This window comes from Ensifer sp. ENS11, from assembly GCF_014851895.1.
GTDB classification, from domain to species: Bacteria; Pseudomonadota; Alphaproteobacteria; order Rhizobiales; family Rhizobiaceae; genus Ensifer; species Ensifer canadensis.
The window spans coordinates 90,571-111,837 of record NZ_JACVAN010000017.1; the positions used below are offsets into that span (position 1 = coordinate 90,571).

The 21,267-nt window shown below is 61.0% G+C and carries 22 protein-coding genes; 6 read left to right on the forward strand and 16 right to left on the reverse strand.

The window, feature by feature from the left end:
• Positions 1-47: 47 nt before the first annotated feature.
• The gene (locus tag IB264_RS25635) at positions 48-428 is read right to left on the reverse strand and encodes a hypothetical protein (RefSeq protein ID WP_025426749.1); all 381 of its coding nucleotides are present in this window, start codon (positions 426-428) and stop codon (positions 48-50) included.
• A 264-nt stretch (positions 429-692) separates the two neighbouring features.
• Here IB264_RS25635 and IB264_RS25640 point away from each other — a divergent pair, with 264 nt between their 5' ends.
• Both IB264_RS25640 and IB264_RS25645 read left to right on the forward strand, forming a co-directional pair.
• Positions 693-1,307, forward strand: a complete 615-nt coding sequence (locus IB264_RS25640) for a cytochrome b (protein ID WP_025426748.1) — start codon at positions 693-695, stop codon at positions 1,305-1,307.
• A gap of 3 nt (positions 1,308-1,310) precedes the next feature.
• Complete coding sequence (locus IB264_RS25645) at positions 1,311-1,913, forward strand: YceI family protein (RefSeq protein ID WP_025426747.1); 603 nt, start codon at positions 1,311-1,313, stop codon at positions 1,911-1,913.
• 34 nt (positions 1,914-1,947) lie between these two features.
• Here IB264_RS25645 and IB264_RS25650 read toward each other — a convergent pair whose 3' ends face one another.
• The 6 genes from IB264_RS25650 to IB264_RS25675 form a co-directional block, all read right to left on the reverse strand.
• Positions 1,948-3,402 (reverse strand): aspartate aminotransferase family protein, encoded by a 1,455-nt coding sequence (locus IB264_RS25650; RefSeq protein WP_373688495.1) that lies wholly within the window; start codon positions 3,400-3,402, stop codon positions 1,948-1,950.
• Positions 3,403-3,413: 11 nt separating this feature from the next.
• A complete protein-coding gene (locus IB264_RS25655) occupies positions 3,414-4,424 on the reverse strand; it encodes an NAD(P)-dependent oxidoreductase (protein WP_025426745.1) in 1,011 nt (336 codons plus the stop codon).
• Positions 4,421-4,861: a transporter gene (locus tag IB264_RS25660; protein ID WP_025426744.1), complete on the reverse strand. Its 441-nt coding sequence runs from the start codon at positions 4,859-4,861 to the stop codon at positions 4,421-4,423. The genes IB264_RS25655 and IB264_RS25660 overlap by 4 nt, the downstream gene beginning before the upstream one ends.
• 93 nt (positions 4,862-4,954) lie before the next feature.
• Positions 4,955-6,277, reverse strand: coding sequence for an FAD-binding oxidoreductase (locus IB264_RS25665; protein ID WP_025426743.1), 1,323 nt, complete (start codon positions 6,275-6,277; stop codon positions 4,955-4,957).
• A complete protein-coding gene (locus IB264_RS25670; RefSeq protein ID WP_025426742.1) occupies positions 6,274-7,716 on the reverse strand; it encodes a UbiA family prenyltransferase in 1,443 nt (480 codons plus the stop codon). The genes IB264_RS25665 and IB264_RS25670 overlap by 4 nt, the downstream gene beginning before the upstream one ends.
• Positions 7,717-7,845: 129 nt before the next feature.
• Positions 7,846-8,778 carry an alpha/beta hydrolase gene (locus IB264_RS25675; RefSeq protein WP_051509160.1) on the reverse strand — a complete coding sequence of 311 codons (933 nt, stop codon included), beginning with the start codon at positions 8,776-8,778 and terminating at the stop codon, positions 7,846-7,848.
• A 210-nt stretch (positions 8,779-8,988) separates the two neighbouring features.
• On the opposite strand from IB264_RS25675, the gene parE reads away from it, so the two are divergent.
• Complete coding sequence (gene parE, locus IB264_RS25680) at positions 8,989-11,052, forward strand: DNA topoisomerase IV subunit B (protein WP_025426740.1); 2,064 nt, start codon at positions 8,989-8,991, stop codon at positions 11,050-11,052.
• Positions 11,053-11,179: 127 nt separating this feature from the next.
• Here parE and IB264_RS25685 read toward each other — a convergent pair whose 3' ends face one another.
• On the reverse strand, positions 11,180-11,662 hold the full coding sequence (locus IB264_RS25685; RefSeq protein ID WP_025426739.1) for a GNAT family N-acetyltransferase: 483 nt from the start codon (positions 11,660-11,662) through the stop codon (positions 11,180-11,182).
• Positions 11,663-11,889: 227 nt separating this feature from the next.
• Here IB264_RS25685 and IB264_RS25690 point away from each other — a divergent pair, with 227 nt between their 5' ends.
• Positions 11,890-12,306, forward strand: a complete 417-nt coding sequence (locus IB264_RS25690) for a hypothetical protein (RefSeq protein ID WP_025426738.1) — start codon at positions 11,890-11,892, stop codon at positions 12,304-12,306.
• A gap of 86 nt (positions 12,307-12,392) precedes the next feature.
• On the opposite strand, the gene IB264_RS25695 is transcribed toward IB264_RS25690, so the two are convergent.
• Positions 12,393-13,532 carry a DUF2336 domain-containing protein gene (locus IB264_RS25695; RefSeq protein WP_025426737.1) on the reverse strand — a complete coding sequence of 380 codons (1,140 nt, stop codon included), beginning with the start codon at positions 13,530-13,532 and terminating at the stop codon, positions 12,393-12,395.
• Positions 13,533-13,605: 73 nt separating this feature from the next.
• Here IB264_RS25695 and IB264_RS25700 point away from each other — a divergent pair, with 73 nt between their 5' ends.
• Entirely contained in the window at positions 13,606-14,310 is a 705-nt protein-coding gene (locus IB264_RS25700) for an aldolase/citrate lyase family protein (protein WP_025426736.1), read from the forward strand.
• A 23-nt stretch (positions 14,311-14,333) separates the two neighbouring features.
• Here the strand turns inward: IB264_RS25700 and IB264_RS25705 are convergent, their stop codons facing one another.
• Both IB264_RS25705 and IB264_RS25710 read right to left on the reverse strand, forming a co-directional pair.
• Positions 14,334-14,936, reverse strand: a complete 603-nt coding sequence (locus IB264_RS25705) for a flavin reductase family protein (RefSeq protein ID WP_025426735.1) — start codon at positions 14,934-14,936, stop codon at positions 14,334-14,336.
• Positions 14,936-15,520 (reverse strand): nitroreductase, encoded by a 585-nt coding sequence (locus IB264_RS25710; RefSeq protein WP_025426734.1) that lies wholly within the window; start codon positions 15,518-15,520, stop codon positions 14,936-14,938. The genes IB264_RS25705 and IB264_RS25710 overlap by 1 nt, the downstream gene beginning before the upstream one ends.
• A 99-nt stretch (positions 15,521-15,619) precedes the next feature.
• On the opposite strand from IB264_RS25710, the gene IB264_RS25715 reads away from it, so the two are divergent.
• Positions 15,620-16,624, forward strand: coding sequence for a hypothetical protein (locus IB264_RS25715; protein ID WP_025426733.1), 1,005 nt, complete (start codon positions 15,620-15,622; stop codon positions 16,622-16,624).
• 47 nt (positions 16,625-16,671) lie between these two features.
• On the opposite strand, the gene IB264_RS25720 is transcribed toward IB264_RS25715, so the two are convergent.
• From IB264_RS25720 to yidD, 5 genes are all read right to left on the reverse strand, one after another.
• On the reverse strand, positions 16,672-17,511 hold the full coding sequence (locus tag IB264_RS25720) for a lysophospholipid acyltransferase family protein (RefSeq protein WP_025426732.1): 840 nt from the start codon (positions 17,509-17,511) through the stop codon (positions 16,672-16,674).
• 183 nt (positions 17,512-17,694) lie between these two features.
• The gene (thrS, locus tag IB264_RS25725; RefSeq protein ID WP_025426731.1) at positions 17,695-19,677 is read right to left on the reverse strand and encodes a threonine--tRNA ligase; all 1,983 of its coding nucleotides are present in this window, start codon (positions 19,675-19,677) and stop codon (positions 17,695-17,697) included.
• A 216-nt stretch (positions 19,678-19,893) separates the two neighbouring features.
• Complete coding sequence (locus tag IB264_RS25730) at positions 19,894-20,448, reverse strand: DUF1697 domain-containing protein (protein ID WP_025426730.1); 555 nt, start codon at positions 20,446-20,448, stop codon at positions 19,894-19,896.
• Between the two features lie 17 nt (positions 20,449-20,465).
• Entirely contained in the window at positions 20,466-20,894 is a 429-nt protein-coding gene (locus IB264_RS25735) for a DUF2267 domain-containing protein (protein WP_025426729.1), read from the reverse strand.
• A complete protein-coding gene (gene yidD, locus IB264_RS25740; RefSeq protein WP_025426728.1) occupies positions 20,891-21,265 on the reverse strand; it encodes a membrane protein insertion efficiency factor YidD in 375 nt (124 codons plus the stop codon). The genes IB264_RS25735 and yidD overlap by 4 nt, the downstream gene beginning before the upstream one ends.
• Positions 21,266-21,267: the final 2 nt, after the last annotated feature.

A 21,267-nucleotide genomic window follows, 5' to 3' on the forward strand; every position in this document is an offset into this window, starting at 1 on the left:
ACCAAAATCGCTCCGGCGCAATCGGTCAATATCAGCGCAGGTTGGTATTACGCCTTTGCCGCAAGTGCCTTGCGGATATCAGCCACGTGCTGTCGGTCGAACAGGTCGAACACCTCGTCCCCCGTCAGCCGTTGGACGTCCTGGATATGGGGATAGGCATGCTCAGCCTCACCGAGCGCCAGATAGGAGCGGGCGATGGTCATCGACCCGAGCGGCTGGCGCAGTGAAAGCGTCCATTCGCGAACGAGTTTCGAAACAGCGATGCTCTCGCGGTGAAGCCTGACATCGTGGAGCGCGGCACCGTAACCGCCTTTGACCCAATAATAGAGGTCTTCCCCCTCGAAGTTCGCGTCCGCCAGTTGCGCCGCATTGCTCGAGCGATTCTGCGAACCGATGCTCCGCCCCCAGCGCGATGCCGGCGTTGGCATGTTTCAACACCACGTTTTCAAGTGGGATCATCTCGGTCGTCGCGCTATTCTGCGTCATGTCTCATGTTCCGCAATACGTTGGATCTGCAACCATCAGACCAGCCCGTCGACTGCCCTGCGCGGAGCAGATGAGATATCTTTCGACTGTATCAACAGGATCGGCCTGCGAATTTACGGTATCGTCGGAGAATAAAAGATGGGGCCAACGGGTCTTATCCGGGTGACGAAGGCGAATATTTCGTCCGAATGCCGCAGGAGCGTGCCATGCTGCAAAACAGCAAGTCTACATTCGGCTGGGTGACGATCATCCTCCATTGGCTGATCGCCATGTCGATCCTTGGCCTACTGGCACTCGGCTTTGTCATGCGCAGGCTATCCCTGGATCCAGCCCTGCAGTTCTCGCTCTACCAATGGCACAAATCCTTCGGCTTCACCGTGCTTGCCCTCGCCGCGCTACGCGCCGTCTGGCATGTGCTCGATAGGCAACCACAGGCGCCTTCAGGCCTTTCCGTGCTCGAACGACGCGCGGCCCGGACCACGCATGCAATCCTGATCGGCCTGACCATAGCCGTGCCCCTTGCCGGTTGGGCGGTTGCGTCGACCTCGACGCTGAACATTCCAAGCTTCTATTTCGACTGGTTCGTCATCTCGCATCTGCCGATGGCGAAATCGGAAGCAGCCGAGAGCTTCTGGACGTCGACCCACGCAATCCTCGCCTACGCGACGCTGGCTCTTGTCGCGCTCCACGCGATGGCCGCGCTCTACCATCACATGGTGCGCCGCGACGAAGTTCTGGTTCGCATGCTGCCGACGCGACTGCTGCGGCGCGGCGAGGTCGAAAAGACCAAGGGCAGTCAGGTCATTGCCAAGAGGAAGTGAACCATGATCAAGCAGCAATCGAAGGCAACGCCAACAGCATTGGCACTTGGCGTCGTGCTTGCCACGACGTTCGGACCAAGCGCCACAAGTGCCAGTGCGCCGCAACTCTCGGACGCTGCCGGCAGCTACGGCATCACCGGTGCGTCACGTGTGCATTTCTCCGTTGCGCAAGTCGGTGGCGGCGGCATCATCGGCGACTTCGGCAAGTTCTCCGGCAATTTCCGTATCGATGGCAATAACATCGCCCGTTCGTCGGTCGAGTTCACCCTCTACCCGGAAAGTGTCGAGACGGGAGAAAGCCGCGTCGAAGATTTCCTGAAGTCGAGTGCGGTCTTCGACAGCGCGACCTATCGCACCGTCACCTTCCGCTCGACCAGCGTCAAGCAGACCGGCCCGGACACGGCCGCCGTCGAAGGCACGTTGACGGCGCGCGGCAAAGCGCGGAAGGAACGGTTCTCCGTCAAGCTGATGGACTGGAACAGCCGGTCGATCTCCTTCATAATCCGCGGCAGCATCTTTCGCTCACCCTACGGCATGGACGTCGGCACGCCGATCTATTCCAATGTCGTCGAATTCGACATGAACATAAAAGGGCAGAAGCACTAAGCTCCTGCCCTTCGAGGTATTTTTGGGTTTCCGCTCAGCCGCCGATCTGGCTACCGAGGAAATCCTTGACGATATGCACGATGCCGCGGCCAAGAAGCTCATCCAGTGCCGCGATGAACTGGTCGACGTGCGCGCGCTCGCAGATCAGCGGCGGCTCGAGCCGGATGACATTGCGATTGTATTCGGTAAAGGCAACCAGCACGTCGTAGTCGCGCAGAAGCAACGCACCGATGAAGCCAGAGAGCGAGCCCTTCAGCTTGTCATCCAACACGGAAACGACCGGACGCAGAACCATCGGCAACGTCTGGCTGAAATCCTGGAACTCCAGGCCAACCATCAGTCCCTTGCCGCGTACGTCCTTGATGATCTTCGGATATTTTTCCTTCAGCGCCTGCAGGCGTTCAAGCAGATAGTCGCCGCTGTCAGCGGCGCGATCGATCAGATGATCGTCGTAGAGCACATTGATGCCCTCGATCGCGGTGACGCAGGCTTCGCCCATGCCACCGAAGGTCGCCATGGCGTGGATCATCGCCGTCTTCGATGTGCCATAAGCCTTCATGTAGACGTCGCGGCGGGCGATCATTGCGCCAACCGCCGCCTTGCCGGCACCGAGCGACTTGGCGAGCGCGGTGACGTCAGGAATGACGCCATAATGCTCGAAAGCATAGAAGCGACCCGAACGGCCATAACCGCACTGCACTTCATCAGCGACCCACAGGACGCCATAGCGATCGCAGAGCGCACGCAGCTGCTGCCAGTACTCGGCCGGCGCCTGGATGATGCCACCGCCGCCCTGGATCGTCTCGAGCACGATCACGCCGATTTCGGGATCGGACTTGAAGGCGTTCTCGACGGCTTGGATATCGGCGAAGGGAACGCGGACCGTGTTGTCGGCAACCCTAAACTCGGCGCGGTAAAGCTGGCCGTCGGTAATGGCAAGCACGCCCTTGGTTTTCCCATGGAAGGAATTTTCCGCGTAGACGACCTTCGGACGCTTCGGGCCGGCGGCGCGCTCGGCGAGCTTGACGGCTGCCTCCATCGCCTCGGAACCGGAGGAACCGAGGAAGACCATGTCGAGATCAGCAGGCGAGCAGGCGGCAATGTTCTTGGCGAGCGCCGATGCATATTGCGACATGAAGGCGATCGCAATTTCGTGGCGCTTCTCGTCCTGGAACTTCTGGCGTGCTTCGAGAATACGCGGATGGTTGTGGCCGAAGGCCAGCGAACCGAAGCCGCCGAAGAAGTCGAGAATCTTCCGACCGTTCTGATCGGTGTAGTACATGCCCTCGGCGCTTTCGATCTTCACCTTGTGAAAGCCGAGCAGCTTCATGAAGTGAAGCTGACCAGGGTTGAGATGGTCCTTGAAGGCGGTCGTGATGTCCCCGATCGACATGGCTTTCGCCTGCTCGACCGTGATCAGATTTGGCCTTGCGACCCCGCCTTCGATCGACGGCGCCGAGACGCCTGTGCGGTTCGGTCTATCCAGCATTGTCATTCCCCTCACTCGGCCGGTACGGCTGCGGCGTTTTGCATGGCAGCGCCGGATTTCTTGGCCCGATACTCGTCATAGGCGGCAATCAGCATGTCGCCATCGTTGAACTCCGGCCGCCAGCCGAGCTGATGCTTCAGCTTGCCCGTTTCACGGACGCAAAGTTCGTCGGCAATCAGGTACTGCTCCGGATCCATGATCGGCTTGTTGATCAGATCGAACAGCGCCAGTGTCTGCTTCACTGCGAAGCCAGGCGTCGGCAGCAGGAAGGACTTTGAATCGGCGTGCTTGATCAGGTTGCCGAGAAGCTCACGCACCGAAGGAGGACTATCCGAGCCGAGGTTGTAGGCCTCGTTGGGCACGCCACCCTTCCAGGCGAGCCGCGCCGCTTCGGCGCAGTCGAACACCGAGATGAACTGGTACGGTACCCTGCCCGAACCGATCATCGGCACCGGCAGGTTCATGTCGATCAGCTTGAACAGTTTTTCGAGGATACCGAGGCGGCCGGGTCCGATGATCAGGCGTGGGCGGAAGATCGAGATGTTCATGCCCTGCTTGCGCCATTGAGCGGCAAGTTGCTCCGTTGCCCACTTCGATTTTCCGTATTCGCCGAGCGGCTTTGCCGGATGGTCCTCGGTCTGCGGCGACTGCACCGTGTGGCCGTAGATCATGTCCGTGGTGAACTGAACGAGACGCGACGCATTGGCTGCGCCCATGGCCTTCATGATGTTCTCGGCACCGTAGTAGTTGACCGGCCAGAAGAAATCCCAGCGCTTCGAACGGATCTGCAACGGTGACAGCATCTTGGCCGCCATGTTGTAGACCATGTCGTCAGGGCCGATACCGACCTTCAGCACATCGCTCATCTGCGTCACATCGCAATGGACGAAGCGGGCACGGTTGTAGTGCGGCAGATCGGACTTGACGATATCGGCGACCACGACCTCCTCGCCATCTTGAACGAGGCGCTGCGCCAGATGCCGGCCGACGAAACCGTCGCCACCAAAGATAATATGCTTCATGACTTGCTCCCGAAATCTGCTGTTCTTGCACCAGCCGTATCGATCGACTTTTCGTCGCCATGGGATGACATGCCCGACTGGGCGATCAGAACCGTTCCAACGCAGATGAGCGCGATGCCGGCGATGCGCCAGGCATTGAGGTCCTCGCGGAAGACGAAGTAGGCGAAGATCGCAACCGCCACATAGGCCAGGCTCAGGAACGGATAGGCGAAGGAAAGCTCTACCTTCGACAGCACATAGAGATGCGATGCCATCGAGATGACAAAGGTCGCGAGACCCGCGAAGACCCATGGATTGAAAACGATCTGGAACAGGCGAACAATCGCCGTCTCTGCCGTCATCGAGATCGGCCCGAGTGACATCATGCCCTGTTTCAGCATCAACTGTGCCGCCGCATTGGTCAGCACAGTGAAGAGAATGAATGGAATATATTTCATAGTTTTACCCCCAGTCCCGGGGAAGTACCTACACGCGAGAGACGCATATTCAGTGAAGTTCGCGTGTTTAATTTAATAAAATTGTCGGCATTCTCACTTTGGCAAAGCCAGCGCCGTGCGGCGCCAGAAGTTCGACGTCAGCGCTGGATCGCGCAAAGCCTCAAGCTCCCTCCAGGAAGTGAAAGATTTTTCAAAGACTTGCGGGCTCATACGCGCATCCTTGTAAGGATTGATCGCGCCCCCGGCTTCGACAACGATTGCATCCAGCCTGTCCAGCAGCTTAACCGTCCGTTCACCTTGATTGGCGAAGTCGAGCGTCAAAGTAAAACCAGGCCGCGGAAACGATAGGAGCCCGCGGGAGGCGACGTCCCCGAAGCGCTTCAAGACGGTCAGGAACGATGCGTGTCCGGCACGGCGCGCGGTCTCCATCAGCGTCGCGGTGATCTCCCGCGCATTCTCGGCGGGATAGACGCTCTGGTGCTGATACAGACCTTTGGGGCCGTACAGCCTGTTCCACGCGCCGATGGCGTCGAGCGGATAGAAATAGGAAGTCCACGGCACCGTCGACACGGCCTCGCCCGGTTTCTGCTTGCGGAAATAGTATTCGTTGAAGGCCTTGAGCGTCGCTGAATTGAGCAGGTTGAACGGTGGCGAAAACGGCACCGAGAGCTTCATGCCTTTCGGCATATCGGGAAGCTCGCAAGAGCCATCGGCATGGTCGCCGGCCAGCAGAACCCCACGGCCCATACGCCGTCCCGTTGCAAGCTGGTCGATCCAGGCGACTGAGTATTCGTGTTCTTCGTCGACGCGATCGACGAGACCAAAGTATTCGTCGAGATTATCGAAGCGGATCGCGTGCTGCTGCACATGCGGCGACGGCACCTTGGTGAGGCGAAGACTGACGGTCAGGATCAAGCCGGTGAGCCCCATTCCGCCGATCGTGGCGGAAAACAGCTCCTGGTTCTCCGCCGGAGTGCAGGCCAGGTGCTCGCCATTGGAACGCAGGAGCGTAAAGCCAGTCACATGATTGCCGAAGGTACCGCGGGCATGGTGGTTCTTGCCGTGGACATCGTTGGCAAGCGCGCCGCCAACGGTGACAAAAGCCGTACCTGGTGTCACGGGAAGAAAGAAGCGGTGCGGAATGGCGCGGGCCAAAACGTCGCCAAGGGTAACGCCGGCTTCGCAGGTCATCATCCCTGTGCCCGGATCGAAGGCGATTATGCGCGCGTGTCGACGGTTGTCGATCAGCATGCCGCGATCGTTATGGCAGCTGTCGCCGTAGCTGCGGCCGTTGCCGAACGGCAGGAAGGCATCGGGCTCGATATTGCCGATGCGATCTTCGTAGTCGTCGGGTGAAATGCCCTGTCGTGGCCGACGGTCGAGCCGGCCCCAACTTTCGTAGTCTTGTGTGTTCATTGCGGCCCGACGGCTCCGAAAAGAATAAGTAACGCCCCGATCAGCATGGTCAGCTGGCTGCGCCAATCGCGCATGATGAAGACCACCGGATCCTCGTGCAGCATGCCACGGCGCGCCAGCATCCAGATCCGAAGGAGCATATAAAGCACCAGCGGGCAAAGCGGCCACAATGCCCACGGCGTCGTGTACATTTCCTGCAGTTCCTTGCTGTGCACGTAAAGCGCAAGCACCAGAGCGGAAGTGAAGGCTGAGGCCACGCCTGCCTGCCCGACCATCTCGAAATCGACCGCGAGATAGCCGCGCCCGGGAACGGCACCGCCGTCCTTGTTGTCGAATTCATGCAGTTCGACGTAGCGCTTCACCAGAGCCAGGCTGAGGAAAAAGAAGATCGCGAACGACACCAGCCAGAAGGAAAGTTCCGTTCCGGTCGCCGCCGCACCGGCAACGATACGGGTCGTGTAGAGGCCGGCAAGCGTGAACACGTCGACGAGAAGCTTGCGCTTGAGCACAAAGGTGTAGGCCGTCGTAGCACAGGCATAAAACGCCAGCACGCCAGCAAACTTCCACGGAAGGAGAAAGGTCAGCGAAACCGAGGCCAGGGTCAGGCAGACGACCAGCACCAATGCCGTCGGCACCGACATCTGGCCGCTGGCAAGCGGCCGGTTGCGCTTCTTCGCGTGGCGCCGGTCGTTCGCCAGATCGGAGAGGTCGTTGATGACGTAGACGGCGGAGGCCAGGAAGCTGAACGCAAAGAATGCGATGGCAACACTCACCAGCGCATCCAGATGCAGCACCTCATGATTGAGGATCATCGGCACGCCGATCAGCACGTTCTTCGCCCACTGATGGACGCGGATCGACTTCAGCGGCGCAAGCATGCTCACTTTGCCGGTGTCGAGTTTCTCGGCATCGTGACTACGACGCCATTTCTCAGCCGCCGCATCGGGTGCCACGACGATTGCCCGGCGCGACGCCTCGAAGACCGCGATGTCGTCGCGGCTGTTGCCCATATAGTCGAAGCCACCTTCGCCGAACCGTTCCACCAACGCATCACGCTTTCGGCTGCTGGTCAGATTGAGTGCCTCCGACGAATGCATGATCGAAGAAAAGAGCCCGATATGCGCTTCGACCTCTCGCGCGACGGAAGGTGCAGCACCGGTAACCAGCACGATGTCGCGTCCTTGGGCCTTTTCGGCGGCCAATCGAGCAAGGACGGCCTGGCGATACGGCCAGTCCGCCGCCATTCGTCCGGAGCGCAAGGCAACCTCATGTTTCAGACGCGCCTTGCCCTGCGATAGCCACATGAGCATCGGGAAGAGCATCAGCGGATTGCGCAAAACGATGATCGCAGCACCTTCCCACAGTGTGTCGGCAGCCAGTAAGGTGCCATCCAAGTCGACACACAACGGAATTTGCCGTGTTTCGATATGCGCATTCATGAAATCTACCCCAGCAATATCTGCCGGGGATAATCGCGCCGATCACTTTCAAAGGTGGAAATAAGCAGCGCGCCTACACCCGGAAATTGCCGTTCTGGTTAACAAATGCCGAGCCGCGAGCGATGTCCGTCAGCGGCTGCCGATCCAGTTCAAGGCGTCGCGCCAATCGGTCATACGGACCGGCGTTCCATGCGATCCGGTCTCAAAGAGCACGAAGCGGGCCGGATAGCCCTGCCCTTTCAACGCGCTGTACAGCGCCTTCTGGCTCGCTGCCGGATAGACACTATCTCGGCTGCCATGGCTGAAGAACATCGGCAATTTCGCCTTGTAGGCGGCGCTCTTGGTAAAATCAGGATCGGCAGCGCCGCCCATGATCATCATGCCGCCAAGCGCTGCCACAGCGCCCGCGTCACGAGACACACCCCAGCAAATGAAACTGCCCATGGAGGCACAGGCCAGCACGACAGGTCTCCCGCCGGAGCGCTCGGCGGCAAGTTTGACCAGGCCTGCAACGTCCGCGGCCCCGGCCGCATCGAAGGACCGCACGCTCGGCGCGTAATAAACGCCCCCATTGGCGACAGCGAGGTTCTTCAGGCGATTGAAGTTGCCGCCGAAGGAGAAATCATTGGCGCCGAGGCGCCGGTCTCCCCCGCGTCCATGGATGAAAATCACGGTGAATGCTGCGCCGCGCTCCCGACCGACGCGCGTCACGTCGAGCGAGCGCCCGCCAACATCGAGCGTCTCGTTGACCTGCTCGCCTTTGACACCCAACGAGACGAAGGCGCGTTTGACGCGCCGCTCCGGAATTTCGTCGCGTTCATTGATATCGCGCAGTTCCTGATAGTCGACGACGCGGTAGTCACCGCCCTCGCTCTCCTCCAGCACCTTGCCGTATGAAAACAGATCGTCCTTGTAGGGCTTAAGCACCTGCGCCTCGGCGCAAACGATCGAGCTTGCAAAAAGGCCGACGGACAGAAAAATGGCGGCAAGCCGGCGAAAGCAAAAATCAGCTGTGGACACGGACAACGAAGGGCTCCCTGGTTCGCGGCAAAGCCTTGCCATCGGCCCGACAGCAAAGCAACAGTTGGTAACAAACGCCGACGCAGAGGCTTTATTTTGCAGGCATCCGGCGCGGCCATTCTCCTTTTGTTCGCACAATCGGCAAGAGTCTGGCAGAATTCGGGTGATTCGAATGACTGGGGATGGCGACAAGACCGAGGTCTTGCTATGGCCTTCAGCACCTCCGCACGACAGGAATGATCTAGACGCCCCATGGACGACAACAGCGACCTCTTCTCCGCAATACCCGAACAACCGAAGCCCGTCGTGGCAGACGCCGCGCCTGTTGCGCGAACGGCGCCGGCTCCGCGTGAAGAACCGCGCCCTGCTCCCAAAGGCAGCGACAGCGGCGACTATGATGCTTCGGCGATCGAGGTGCTGGAGGGGCTGGAGCCTGTCCGTCGGCGTCCGGGCATGTATATCGGCGGCACCGATGAAAAGGCGTTGCACCATCTCTTCGCCGAAGTCATCGACAACTCGATGGACGAAGCGGTGGCGGGGCACGCCAACTTCATCGAAGTCCATCTCGACGCCGACGGCTATCTGTCGGTAACCGACAACGGCCGCGGCATTCCGGTCGAAAACCATCCCAAATTCCCGGGCAAATCGACGCTCGAAGTCGTCATGACGGTTCTGCATGCCGGCGGCAAGTTCGACGGCAAGGCCTATGAAACTTCCGGCGGTCTGCACGGCGTCGGCGTCTCCGTCGTCAACGCGCTGTCGGACGATCTCGAAGTCGAGGTTGCCAGAAATCGCAAGCTCTATCGCCAGCGCTTTTCGCGCGGCGTGCCGCAGGGTGGCCTGGAGGAGCTAGGTGACGTCCACAACCGACGCGGAACGCGGGTTCGGTTTCATCCCGATCCGCAGATTTTCGGACCGCATGCCCGCTTCGAGCCGGCGCGCCTGTTCCGCATGGCACGCTCGAAGGCCTATCTCTTCGGCGGCGTCGAAATCCGCTGGTCGTGTGATCCGTCGCTGCTGCCGGAAGGCTCCGAGATACCGGACCGGGCGGTGTTCCACTTCCCCGGCGGCCTGAAGGACTATCTTGCCGCAACGCTCGGAAAGGAGTTCACGGTTACCCGCGAGATCTTTGCCGGCAAGTCCGAGAAGTCGAACGGCCACGGATCGCTCGAATGGGCCGTCACCTGGTATGGTGGCGACCAGCAAGTCCATTCCTATTGCAACACCATTCCGACGCCTGAAGGCGGGACGCACGAGGCAGGTTTCCGCATCGCGCTCACAAAGGGTCTGAAGAATTACGCCGAGCTGACGCAGAACAAGCGCGCCGCCATTATCACCACCGATGACGTGATGATTTCAGCCGCTGGCATGCTCTCGGTCTTCATTCGCGAGCCGGAATTCGTCGGCCAGACGAAGGACAAGCTGGCAACCGTCGAAGCACAGCGCATCGTCGAAAACGCCCTGCGCGATCCTTTCGATCATTATCTTGCCGACAACCCGGCCGAGGCGGCAAAACTGCTTGAATGGGTGATCGAGCGCGCCGACGAGCGCGTCCGCCGCCGCAAGGAAAAGGAAGTCAACCGCAAGACCGCGGTGCGCAAGCTGCGCCTGCCCGGCAAGCTTGCCGACTGCTCGCAGAACACAGCCGAAGGTGCGGAACTTTTCATCGTCGAAGGGGATTCGGCTGGCGGCTCGGCCAAGCAGGCGCGTAACCGCGCGAACCAGGCCATCCTGCCGCTTCGCGGCAAGATCCTCAACGTCGCCAGCGCCGGTCGGGAAAAGCAGGGCGCCAACCAGCAGATCGGCGACCTGATCCAGGCGCTCGGCTGCGGTACTCGCAGCAAATACCGGGAAGAGGACCTGCGCTACGAACGCATCGTCGTCATGACCGACGCCGACGTCGACGGCGCGCACATCGCCTCGCTGCTGATCACCTTCTTCTACCAGGAGATGCCGGAGCTCATCCGCGGCGGCCACCTCTATCTCGCCGTACCCCCGCTCTACCGCCTGAGCCAGGGCTCGAAGACGCTCTATGCCCGCGACGACGCCCATCGCGAAGAGCTGATGCGCACCGAATTCAACGGCCGCGGCAAGGTCGAAGTCGGCCGGTTCAAAGGTCTCGGCGAGATGCTGCCGGCGCAGCTCAAGGAAACGACAATGGATCCGAAGTTCCGCACGCTGCTCAAGGTCCAAATCGACGACGTCGATTTCGAAGGCACGCGCGAAGCCGTCGACAGCCTGATGGGCACCAAGGCCGACGCACGCTTCCGGTTCATCCAGGAACGCGCCGTGTTCGCGGATAATCTCGATATCTGATCGACCGAGACGTCGCGGTGCCTATGTGTTTACAAGCAGATAGGCACCGTGGGTGAAGCCGATAATGGCACGCCCGAAACGACGGGCGTTGCCCATTTGCGAGGCGCCTTCAAAGACGCCGCTCCGACTATCGATCGAGATCTGCAGGTGTGCGCAGCGCCTTCTCCATGAACAGGCTCAGCGGATCCGGCTGGTAGTTGCCGAAAGGCGGGCGCTCGACATATCCGGCGCTCCTGTAGAGCCCGATTGCTTCCGGCTGGTGAATACCGGTTTCAAGCCGGATGATATCAAGACCGCAGTTCTCGCCGTGCCGCTCGACTGTCTGCAACAAACGCTTTCCGACCTTCAGTCCCCGCGCCTGCGGGTCGACGAACATGCGGTTGATCTCCGCCGAACCATCGCCGGCTTCGACCAGCGCGCAGCAACCGACGACAACTCCATCAAAACGCGCGACGAAGAAGGATACGCTTGGCTTCTCCAGCGTCGGCACATCGACAAGGTGGTTGCTTTCCGCAGGATAGAGCAATGCGGCATAGGCGTCCGACATTTCCAGAAGGCGCAGGATTTCCGGCTGGCGTGGTAACTCTTCGGCGATCGTGACGTCAGGCAATTTTTATCCTCGGCAATGGCTTGGTTCGTTTGCGGTTCTGAAGCGAAACTAACGGCCTGTAGGTCGGCACCCAATACGTCAAATTGCGCAAGGACCAGACCTGCCCATCAATCCGAATGACGCGGCGAAACAAATTGTTTCTGCGCGTTCAGGCCATTGCCCTAATTCCGGAAGAATCACACAGGCAGAAGTCGTGCAACCGGCGCCCAGATGGATACAGCCAGACCATGAAAGCCACCCTGATCGTTATGACCATCCTTGGCTGTGACCACGACGTCAGCCAGTGCCAATATATCTCGACGGTCGACGGGACATGGCCCTCGATCGCCCAATGCGATACGGATTCGCAGAAACAGTTGCCGCGCTTTTCCAATGCCAACTATCCCGTGGTCGTCGCCGTCTGCGAGAGTTCCGGCCCCGGCTTCGCCACCAATGATCCGCAGCCGGAGGTCGTCGCTCCGCTTCCGCAGCCCGAGACGCCGGCGCCGCAGGCAGCAGAGGTGCAACCGACCCTGCCAAAGCGCGCCCTTGCGTTTCTCTCCGGCGCCGTTCCCGACCGTGAGAAGCTGAAGACCCTGGTCAGCAAGCCGGTTCACTACATCGAGGACGGTTATTCCTGGGTGGCGCGGCGGTTCACCGACTGACGCAATCAGGCGGGGTCATTCATCAGGCTTTCGGCGCTCGTGGTTTGGCGGCCAGCACGGCTGGCTGACCTTTCGGCGAATTGACGTCAGGCGGCCTGGCGCGCGGCCAATTGGGCATAGTCGCGGGCAGACTGCCGTTGCTCGGCAAAGGCCAGACGCTCGAGAATTTCCGCCATTGCATTGCAGGCCGGCGAAGGCGCCCTTTGACCGTGCAAGCTTGCGAGCAGCGCGGCACAGACGGAGGCGCGACAATCGTCCGTGCCGGTCGTGCCGTCCTTGCGCCAGAGCAGGACCGCCTCAGCGAACGCTTCGCTGACGTCACGCCCAAGGCCGGCGCTCTCGAACAGGGCGCGAATGGAATGGATGCGGCCGCTCGAGAGGATCGAGCGAACGCGCTTTTCCGTGACGCCAGAGAGATCGACGATGGCTGCCGAGAAAAACTCCGCCCGACCGGTGACAAGTGCATGCAACAGGAACGCCGGCGTCAGGCGACCGGTCCCGCGCAGATGAGCGACGAAGTCAGGCAATTCATCCACAGCCAAAGCGCCGGCCATGCCGACCGCTGCGACGTCGCAGGCCTCGCGCGTGATCCGCTCTACCCGCGTCTTTCCGATCGCCATCTGAACCAGACCGAAGGCGGCGAGAGCTGCCCCCACCTCTTCGACGAGCGCGTGCCGGGCATCGCTTGGCAAGTCGGCGCGGTCCAGCAGCAGATCGCGGATGGCAGCGGAATAGCCGAGACGCTCAGCGATCCGCTTCAACGACCGGCGCGGCAGCTGGGCACCGCCATTTTCAAGCAGGATCAGCATTTCTTCTTCGCCGCCGATTTCAGCGATAGCGGCTGAGACGGAACGTGACACGAATGCGCGGGCCGCAATCAGCGCCCGTGTCTCGACCGAGCCCCGGGCTGCAAGATCGACAAGGTCCTCGTCGGTCAGAACAGGCGAGCGGGAAATGACGATGTAGGCGATTTCCGGCTGGTCTTCGGCAAGCCCGAGAATGATGGCACGAGGAATATCGGAGGATGGCGCGAGCACTTCGGCCAGAGCCGAACGTACCTTCGGAGAGGGATCGTCGAGCAGAAAGGTCATTGCCATTTCGGCAGCCTGACGATCAATACCGTTCATCTGCGCGTCGACATAGGCGCGACCGAGGGCCCGGGCAGCGCGGGCACGATCGCCCGTTCTCGCCGTCTCCACCCAGCGAAGAAATGCTTGTATGATCACCGACGCCCCACTAGACACCCAAAGCCACCTGATGTTGGAAGCCTAGCCGGCAAAGGTTTAAGATTGGTTCACCATGTCCGTTAACCGCTTCAAAACCATGAAACCACTGCTGTTTCAGAGCGCCGGCGCGCCGCTACCGACGTCCGTCGATCTCAACGCTTTCGATGGCATTATTGTCGATCTCGGTTTTGGTGACGATGCACTAGCTCAGCTGGTGGCAGTCGCGCGCGGTGCCTGCCGTGTCTTCGCACGGATCGCTCCAATCAACCGCCTGGCAGCGGAGGACATGGCCTCGCTTCTTCGCAACGACATTAGCGGCGTCCTGCTTTCCGGATGCCGGAGCCGCGCAGATGTGCAGAGGCTCGATGTCATGCTGCGCGTCGCGGAGGCGAACGTAGGCAATCGCCTGCAGCAGGTCGCTATCCTTGCCGAATATGGCTCGGTCCCCGAAAGCGTACTTTCGCCCTACTCCCTTGGCGAAAGCTCGCCGCGTCTCGAAGGAATTATTTTCGATGCCTCTGCGCTGGCGGCGGCTATCGGCTGCAGACCATCGAAGGAGCCGCAGGATGAGGTTCTGGTCGCACCAATCGCCGCCGGGCGCGCCGCTGCTGCTCTTCGCGCCCATGAAGCGGGTCTTGGCTGTTACGAAATGCTGCCGCAAACGGCAGTGACTGAAAAGGCCGTCCGGCGCGCCTTCGCTGCCAGCCGCGCCAATGGCTTTTCTTCCGTGGTCTGCCGCTCGCCGGAGCAAGCGGCATGGCTGGATACAGGCGGCTGACGCTTCCTCCGACTACCCACGCCTCAGCGCGTGGGACGCACCATCTGGAAGACGTCGCCGCCGTCGCAGTAATCCATGTAGCCGAGGCGGGCGAGCGGGCGGACCGTCGCCATGTCGAAACGACCGTCGCGGATCGCCTCGTCGCGAATGTGGATGCCGACCACCTGGCCGATAACGACGTAATTGTCCGAGGGCTCGCCATCGAGCCCCTTTGGCTGGAACATCTCGGTCATCCGGCACTCCAGCGCCGCATAGGCCTCGCCCACGAACGGCGCCTTGACCAACGTCCCGTCAACCGGCGTCAACCCGGCTATCGTAAACTCGCTCTCGCCATGGGGAGCTGCAATCGAGGTCTTGTTGACCGCCTCGCTCAGATTCCGGCTGGCGAAGCTGGCGGTGAATTCGCCGGTGGCCTCGATGTTGCGCACCGAATCCTTGTAGCCGCTCGACGAAAACATCACGAGTTTCGGCCGGTCGCTGATCGCATTGAAAAAGGAATAGGGCGCGATATTCAGCGAGCCGTCCGTGGCGCGCGTGCCGATCCAGCCGATCGGCCGCGGCGAGACGATGGCCTTGAACGGATCATGCGGCAGGCCATGCCTGTTTGCGGCCGTGTCGTAGAACATCAGGCGTCTTCTCCGACCCAGGTGACGATCTCGGCCAGTTCCGGGCGTGGACGCTCCGTTGGCGGGACCGTAGCGGTGCCGATGTGGATAAAGCCGGCGATCTTCTCGCCCGGCTCAACGCCGAGCAACGGATAGGCAGCTTCGTCGAAGGCGTACCATTCGGTCAGCCAATTGGAGGCATAGCCGAGCGCATTGGCCGCCATAAGCAGGTTGAGGCAAACGGCACCGGCCGACATCTGCTGCTCCCATTCCGGGATCTTGAAATGCGGGGCTGCCTTGCTGACGACCGCAACGACGACCGGAGCCCGCGTCATCCGCGTCTCCTCGACCTTGATCATCTCGTCAGACAGATCGGGCTTCTTGGCGAGTGCCATTGTCTTCAGTTCGGCGCTGATGCGCGCCCGCTCTTCGCCGCGGTAAACGATGAACCGCCACGGAGCGAGCTTGCCGTGATCCGGCACACGCGAGGCGAGCTTCAGCATTTCCTCGACTTCAGCTCTACCGGGTCCTGGTTCACCCATCTGAAAAGCGGGAATGGACCGGCGGGACGCGAGATAGTCAACGAGCTTTATTTCGGTTTTCATATTGGGTGAATTCCACTATTTTGCCGCCGACCGGCAGCCACGAAAATGCCATACCGGCGTCTCAAGTGGAGTCACCCAGTCAGGAAGTCAACTGCTCTCATGCGCACCTGCCCTCGTATTTTCATCAGAACCGGTTTGGCGGTCGCACTCGCAAGCATCACCGCCGGCAGCGTCCTGGCGCAGGACGCCACGGAGGCCTTCGAGAGCTTTCCCTCCATTTCCACCACCGGCAAGACGCAGAAGCTGACCGGCTTCAGTCCGCTGACCAGCGACCCGACACAGGGCGGCACACTGAAGGACGTGAAACTCGAGGCGCTTCTGACCGGCAAGGGTCAGCCCGTCGAGGCCGGCCTGGCCTGGCGCGTGTTCAGCCCGATCCCCGGAAGCGACGGCAAGCTGCCGCTGCTGGCGACGTCCGAAGGCGGATCGACGGCCTTCAGCCTGGTGCCGGGCGAGTATTTCGTCAACGTCGCATTTGGCCGTGCGGCCGCGACGCGCAAGATCCGCATCCCGGAAGACGGCGTGCTCGACAAGCAGGTACTGGTCCTTGATGCTGGCGGCATGACGTTGAATGCGGTCTCAGGCAGCGATGTGCGCATCCCGCCGGGCGAACTCAGCTTCTCCATCTATTCGTCCGAAACGCAGAGCGATGGCGAACGGGCCTTGATTGCCGCCGACGTGAAGCCCAGCACCGTCCTTCGCCTCGGCGCCGGCACCTATCATGTCAGCTCCAACTACGGCACGACAAATGCGGTGATCACGGCCGACATCCAGGTGGAAGCCGGCAAGCTGACCGAAGCGACGATCCAGCACAAGGCTGCGAAGCTGACGCTGAAGCTGGTCTCCGAGCCGGGCGGCGAAGCCATCGCCGACACCGGCTGGTCGATCCTGACTTCGGCCGGCGACATCGTCGACCAGGAGGAAGGGGCGTTCCCGACGCTGGTTCTTCTCGAGGGCAACTATACGGCTGTCGCAAGAAACAAGAACAAGATCTACCAGCGCGATTTCACGGTGAAGGCCGGCGTCAACACCGATATCGAAGTGCTGCTGACCAATGGCGGCGCGGCCGCAAGCCCGGAAGCAGCCGCGGAAGCACAGGATTGATCTGACGCCGCCAGGCTGACCGTGCGGCAGGCACGCCTGACGCTACGTCAGCCGGCACGCTTGAGGAAACGGCGACGCGGCGGTGCCATCGAAAAGACCGCCTCGTAGATGCGACCGAGCAGATCCTTGCGGTCAGCATGCAAGCAAAGCTCTTCCCAGGTGAGGATATGCCCGATGCGGGCCGCGATCGTCGTGCCCGACAGCCTTCGGAATTCGCGGATCAGGAGAGAGATCCTGAGCGTCAGCGAGACCTTGCTGGCGAGATGGAAGATGCGGCCGTTCTGCCCCTCGAAATAGATCGGTATGACGTTCGCGCGCGCGGCCTGTATCAACTTGGCCGGAAAGATCTTCCACGGCAGATCCTCGGCCCTGCCCCAGCCCGAGCGCGCCGTTGCTACGCCGCCGGCCGGGAAGATCACGATCGTCACGCCGTCCTTCAGCAATCGCACCGCTTCGTGGCGCGTCGCCATGTTCAGCGCCAAGGCCTCCTTCGTCTCCTCGAAGGACACCGGCAGCGAATAGGGCGCCATCTCCGGCACCTTCAACAGCTCGTTGTTGATCAGCACCCGAAACGGCCTGCCGAGTTGCTCGGCAAGCGCCAGAACGGCAATGCCATCGCCGATGCCGAAGGGATGATTGGCAACGATAACCAGGGGGGTGTCCGGCAGGTGCCGAGGCGGCCATTCGCCCTGAAGCCGCAGGCGGACATCGATCAGCTTCAGCATCTCGCCGAAGATCCGGTCGCTCTTGCCGACGACGTCGGATTGCCAACGCGCGTAAAGCTTGACGTATCGGTTGCGACCCGCCAGGCCCTCCATGGAGCGGATGAACCAGCGCTTCAGGCGCCGGTCATTTTCATTTGCGTAAGACAGCTCTTTGAACTGCACGGAAGTCTCCGATGGATGGCCTCCTGCATGCTTCCTTAAATCGTACCCGGTTTAAGGATAGGAACATGCAGCAACTCGAAGTACGACGGCGACCTTTGCGCGTCTGATAAGACGCGCGGCGCTGTAGCATCCGGATATTCCGCTAATATGACAGTTTGCTGACAGAGCGAAGGTCCCGGGGTGTTAACCCCGGGCTTTCTTTTCAGCCTTGCGCTTGAGATCAGGCGCCGTGGCCTCAGCCGAGAGCGAAGCGATCGCCTCGTCGAGCGACATCGCCGTCTGGGCCTGCGAGCCGAGACGCCGGATGTTGACCGAACGCTCTTCCGCCTCGCGCTTGCCGCAAACGACGATGACCGGAACCTTGGTCACCGAATGCTCACGGACCTTGTAGTTGATCTTCTCGTTGCGGAAGTCGGTCTCGACCGTAAGTCCGGCATCACGCAGAAGCTCCGCGACCTCGCGACCATAGTCGTCTGCCTCGGAAGTAATTGTCGCGACGACGACCTGCAGCGGCGAGATCCACAGCGGCATGTGGCCGGCGAAGTTTTCGATCAGAATACCGAGGAAGCGTTCCATCGAACCGCAGATCGCCCGGTGGATCATCACCGGCTGACGCTTCTCGGAATCCTTGTCGATATAGAAGGCGCCAAAGCGCTCCGGCAGGTTGAAGTCGACCTGTGTCGTGCCGCACTGCCATTCGCGGCCGATCGCGTCCTTCAGTGTATATTCGAACTTCGGACCGTAGAAGGCGCCCTCGCCCGGCAGGATGCCGGTCCTGATGCGGCCTTCGGACTGCGCCTCGATCGTCTTCAGCACGTCGGTCATGACGCTTTCGGCGCGATCCCAGAGCTCGTCGGAACCGACGCGCTTATCCGGACGGGTCGACAGCTTGACGACGACTTCCTTGAAGCCGAAGTCCTCGTAGACCGAAAGGATCAGATCGTTGATGCGCAGGCACTCGGCCGCCATCTGCTCGTCGGTGCAGAAGACGTGGGCATCATCCTGGGTGAACCCGCGCACGCGCATCAGCCCGTGCAGCGCACCGGATGGCTCGTAACGATGGACGTTGCCGAATTCGGCCAACCGCACCGGCAGTTCGCGGTATGACTTCAGGCCATGCTTGAAGATCTGGATATGACCCGGGCAGTTCATCGGCTTCAGCGCGAAGACCCGCTCGTCATCGGTGTCGTCGCCGGCGACCGTCACCTTGAACATGTTGTCGCGGTACCAACCCCAGTGACCGGACGTTTCCCACAGCGACTTGTCGAGCACCTGCGGCGCGTTGACTTCCTGATAGGTGTTGGCGAGCCGGCGGCGCATATAGGCCGTCAGCGTCTGGAACAGACGCCAACCCTTGCCGTGCCAGAAGACGACGCCCGGACCCTCTTCCTGGAAATGGAAGAGATCCATCTCGCGTCCGAGGCGGCGATGGTCGCGCTTTTCCGCTTCGGCCAGGATATGCAGGTACTGGTCAAGCTCTTCCTGGGTATGCCAGGCCGTGCCGTAGATGCGGGTCAGCATCGGGTTGTTGCTGTCGCCGCGCCAATAGGCTCCGGCAACCTTCATCAGCTTGAATGCCGTACCGATCTGGCCGGTCGAGGCCATGTGCGGGCCGCGGCAAAGGTCGAACCAGTCGCCCTGATAGTAGATCTTGAGATCCTGGCCCTCCGGGATCGCATCGACCAGCTCTACCTTGTAGGCCTCGCCCTTGTCGGCGAAGACCTGGCGTGCCTTTTCGCGCGGCCAGACTTCCCTGGTGAACGGCTTGTTGCGAGCGATGATCTCCTTCATGCGCTTCTCGATGACCGGCAGGTCGTCGGGCGTGAAGGGCTCGTTCTTGGCAAAGTCGTAGTAGAAGCCGTTGTCGATCACCGGTCCGATGGTCACCTGCGTGCCCGGCCACAGCTCCTGCACGGCTTCCGCCATCACGTGCGCCGCATCGTGGCGGATCAGCTCAAGCGAACGCTTGTCGTCGCGGGTGACGATTTCGATGCGGCCATCGGCGATGGTATCGGACAAGTCGCGCAGCTCGCCATCGAGCGCGATGGCGACGGCCTTCTTGGCCAGCGACTTCGAAATCGACTCGGCGACATCGCGCCCGGTCGTGCCCGGGGCGTATTCGCGGACGGAGCCATCAGGAAATGTAAGGGAAACGGGATTCGACATCATGATCTCCTATCCAGTCCCGCCAACGAATGCGGGTGGTATGGTGTGGTATGACTGACCGGCTTCCGCCGGCTATTTGACGCAGGCCTGATAGAGGTTTTTCGAAACGGAGTAAAGGCAAGGACAGCCTACAGCGCCGCGCGTCTTATCAGACGCGCAAAGGTCGCTGTAGCACTTTGAATGGCTGCATGTTTTTATCCTTAAATCGAATAGGATTTAAGGAAACATGCAGGATGCACGAAGCATCGCGGCGAGGCCCTTAACCGTGTTCCAGTTGCGGAACGTGCCGATGCCGAGACGTTTTTTGGTCAAGGCGCCGAGCAGTTTCGATTCGCTTGCCTGGCCGGTGAAATGAACCCAAAGGTCGCCATCGACGACCGCCAGACGCTCGCCGGCAGTGCAATAGCGTTCGAAATCCGAAGGCACGGCGCCGGAAAGCGGCTCGCGCATCACGCGAACATGGACGCGGGTGCCGTTCTCCTCGCCTTCAACGCGAAACGGATTGGCTGCGGCAAGCCTCAGCCAATCGGAACCAGGACGAACGATGATGTCGACCTGCCGGCCGAACGTCTCGGCGAATGCCGTCTCGAGCGCCGCCTCCAGCTCTCCGACGGCAACCCTGTCCGTTTCGAACAACAGGTTGCCCGTGGCGGCGAGTGTGCGCGGTGACCGGTGACCGAGCCGCTCGGCCATGGCTTTCAGATCACCCATCACAACGCGCCGCCCTTCGCTGAGCACGATACTATAGAGCAGCGCGACGTAGCTGTTCACGCAGGGAACTCCTTGGCTCATGCACGCCAGTAGTCGGCGGCACCGGCCGGCAAATGGGCCAATACGCGATCGAGCTTCGCTTCGTCGACGTTCTTCCGCAAGGCTGCCGCCACATCGGCAATTGCCGTATCCGGCGAAATATTGTGGTCTCCACGCAGCGCTTGCACTTCGAGCGTCATAGCCGTCCTTCCCGAAAACGGGCTCGTGGGTTCTTCGAGATCCCACTCGGCGATAAAGATCGCTCTTAGAACCGGCGGCAGCACGTCGGCAAACAGGATCGCATCCTCGACATCCAGGCGACGACGAAAGGTCTGCAGCACGGCCTGAACCATCGTATAGGCCTGGTTCGTCGTCTGGAGCCCTGAGATATCGCGGGCATCGGTGATGAAGCGGTCGAAATCGACCGAAGCCTGCCGATATTCCATCGGGATCGTCATCGCGTTCATCCGCCCTTTGGCCGCGGCTGCCAGTAGCGCCACGGCGCATACCAATGATGCCTGCCCTTCAGGCGCTCCGGCACCGGGTCGAACCCATGGGTTCCGCCCGGGCCACAACGCGCGACGCGAAAAAGCGTCATCCAACCACCGGCCCACAGGCCGTGGCGTGCGACTGCCTCATAGCCATATTCCGAACAGGTCGGCAGATGCCGGCAGGCATTGCCGATGAAACTGGAAAGGGTCAACTGATAGGCACGGATGAAGGCCATGCCAAGCAGGCGCCCCGGCGTCCTGCGGAAAGGACCGGACCAGTTGCGCCCGCCGCCCGCAGACTCAGAGCCAGCCATGGGCGGATGTTCGCAATGCGGATCCCGGCACATGG